The organism is Protofrankia sp. CiT1 (genome assembly GCF_917627335.1).
Classification (GTDB): domain Bacteria; phylum Actinomycetota; class Actinomycetes; order Frankiales; family Frankiaceae; genus Protofrankia.
The window spans coordinates 3,459-5,565 of the sequence record NZ_CAKJTP010000057.1; the positions used below are offsets into that span (position 1 = coordinate 3,459).

The 2,107-nt window shown below is 67.0% G+C and carries 3 protein-coding genes and 1 pseudogene; all 4 read left to right on the forward strand.

Going from position 1 to position 2,107, the window contains the following annotated elements; genetic code table 11:
• Positions 1-232, forward strand: a 232-nt coding sequence (locus MJ785_RS11525) for a hypothetical protein (protein WP_239380766.1), incomplete at its 5' end; no start/stop codon positions are given.
• Between the two features lie 158 nt (positions 233-390).
• On the forward strand, positions 391-1,050 hold the full coding sequence (locus MJ785_RS11530; protein WP_239380768.1) for a nucleotidyl transferase AbiEii/AbiGii toxin family protein: 660 nt from the start codon (positions 391-393) through the stop codon (positions 1,048-1,050).
• 194 nt (positions 1,051-1,244) lie between these two features.
• Positions 1,245-1,625, forward strand: a pseudogene (locus tag MJ785_RS22270) (WD40 repeat domain-containing protein); the annotation flags it as partial.
• A 60-nt stretch (positions 1,626-1,685) separates the two neighbouring features.
• On the forward strand, positions 1,686-2,107 hold a 422-nt coding region (locus MJ785_RS11535), incomplete at its 3' end, for a WD40 repeat domain-containing protein (RefSeq protein ID WP_370652926.1).

A 2,107-nucleotide genomic window follows, 5' to 3' on the forward strand; every position in this document is an offset into this window, starting at 1 on the left:
ACTAAGCGTCACGGCGATCGTCTGCGGCGATAAACTGGGACGCATGGCCGACACGCCTCGCACGGCGACGCCCCGCTTCGAGCGGCCGTACACGGTCGCGGGAGACCTGGACCTGCTGCGTGGGCGTCGTCCGGCATCGTCCGCCTACCCGCGCATCTGGACTGGTCGGGCAGCGCGGAATACGATCTCGGCGCTCCCGGCAGGATCGTCGACCTCTACCGTGCTGTCCTGATCGAGGCAGCCAGCCCGCGGGACCTCTACGCCTACCTGGACGGCGCGATGCTGCGGCGGTTGTGGGCGCTGTTGTGGTTGCCGGTACCGCTCAGGGCAGCCTGGGAGCAGAGGTTCCCGGTTCTCGCTGACATCAGTCGGGCTACCGCCGCGTAGACCGTGGAACCACGGCATGAGAAGATCGCGAAGATTGCCCTGGCCGCCGGGGCGCGGTACGGGCTCGCGCTCGCGGGTGGCTACGCGGTCCAGGCCCACGGAATCGGCGCCCGCCCGAGCGGCGACGTCGATCTGTTCACCAGCTGGCACCACCGCGACGAGTTCCCACAGCTCGCGTCCGCGGTCATCGCCGCGCTCGACGAGGCGGGGTATACGACCACCGTCGCGATGCGGGCCGAGACCTTCGTGCGGCTGATGGTGACGGATCGTGCTGACGGCGCGGTCGAGAAGGTGGGACCCTCGGCGGACTGGCGGGCGCACGATCCGGTCCTGCTGGACATCGGGCCCGCCCCGCACGCGGACGACGCCATCGCGAACAAGATGTGCGCCCTGTTCGGACGGGCCATGCAACGCGACTTCCTTGACGTCGACGCAGCAATCATGAGCGGTCGCTACACGCGGCGGGAATTGCTCGACCTCGCCGCCGCGACCGACCCGGGCTTCGACCCGCTGGTCTTCGCGGACGCGCTCGGCGCGCTGACGCAGATCACCGATACCGCGTTCGCCGAGTACAAAGCCGATCCCGGCTCGGTCGCTGAGATGCGCCGACGGTTCGCCGACTGGCGAGCGCAGCTCTTGGCAGACACGCTCCGGCCGAGCTGATCCGCAGTGCTCATCGACGTCGACGGGCAGCCGCGCATGTGTATGACGGCGAGGGACAACGATAGCGCCCGCGAAGTGACACGACCGCTTCGATCCTGCGGAGACTGTCGTAGAACTACAGCCCAGCCTCGCGGGCCGCCTGGCCGAGGCGGACCGCCGGCAAGACCATGAACGTCGGCGACCAGGTAGAGGTGATGGGGTGCTACGTCGACGCCGGCTCGGCCGAGCCGTGCGGGCTGCCCCGATCACGGTCGCCAGACGGGCCGGAGCGTCCGGAACCGTCAGGCTGGCGAAACACATGTTCGATCCAGCTATCATCGATTATCGTCCGCCGGCCCCCGCTCCGGACGCATCCAGTGACTCCGCATCAGATTTTCCCGGGCGGGGTCAGCGGGATCGCGTTCGCCCCTGATGGAGCCCTACTCGCCTCGGTCAGCAACGATGAACCGGTCCGAATCTGGGATGCCCTCACCGGTGATCTGCAAAGCACCTTCACTGGCCACACCGGTATGCTGACAAACCTCGCTTTCTCTCCAGACGGCGCTCTGCTTGCCTCTGCCGGGAACGATGGCATGGTGCGAATCTGGGAAGTGAAGAGCGGCACCATACATGCCACACCAAGCAGGCATATCGGCGTGACTGCCGTGGCATTCTCGCCGGACGGGCTCCGTCTCGCCTCCGCTGGGGGCGACGAGACTGTGCGACTCTGGGAGGTCACCAGCGGGGCCGCCCGTGCCATCCTGACCGGTCACGCCGGCTGGGTACACGGCGTGGCATTCTCTCCTGACGGAACGCTACTCGCCTCCGCAAGCAGCGATATGAAGATCAGAATCTGGGATGTCGCCACCAGCGGACTGTTAGCCAGCCTAGCTGGTCACACCGGCACGGTGAACGGCCTGGCCTTCTCGTCAGACGGATCCCTGCTTTCATCCGTCGGCGAGCATGATCATTCAATACGGGTCTGGGATGTCGCCGGCGGCACATGTACAGCCGCGCTCCGCGTAGCGGCGCCATTGTTTGGCTGTGCTTGGCACCCCCGCAAACAGACCATCGCCCT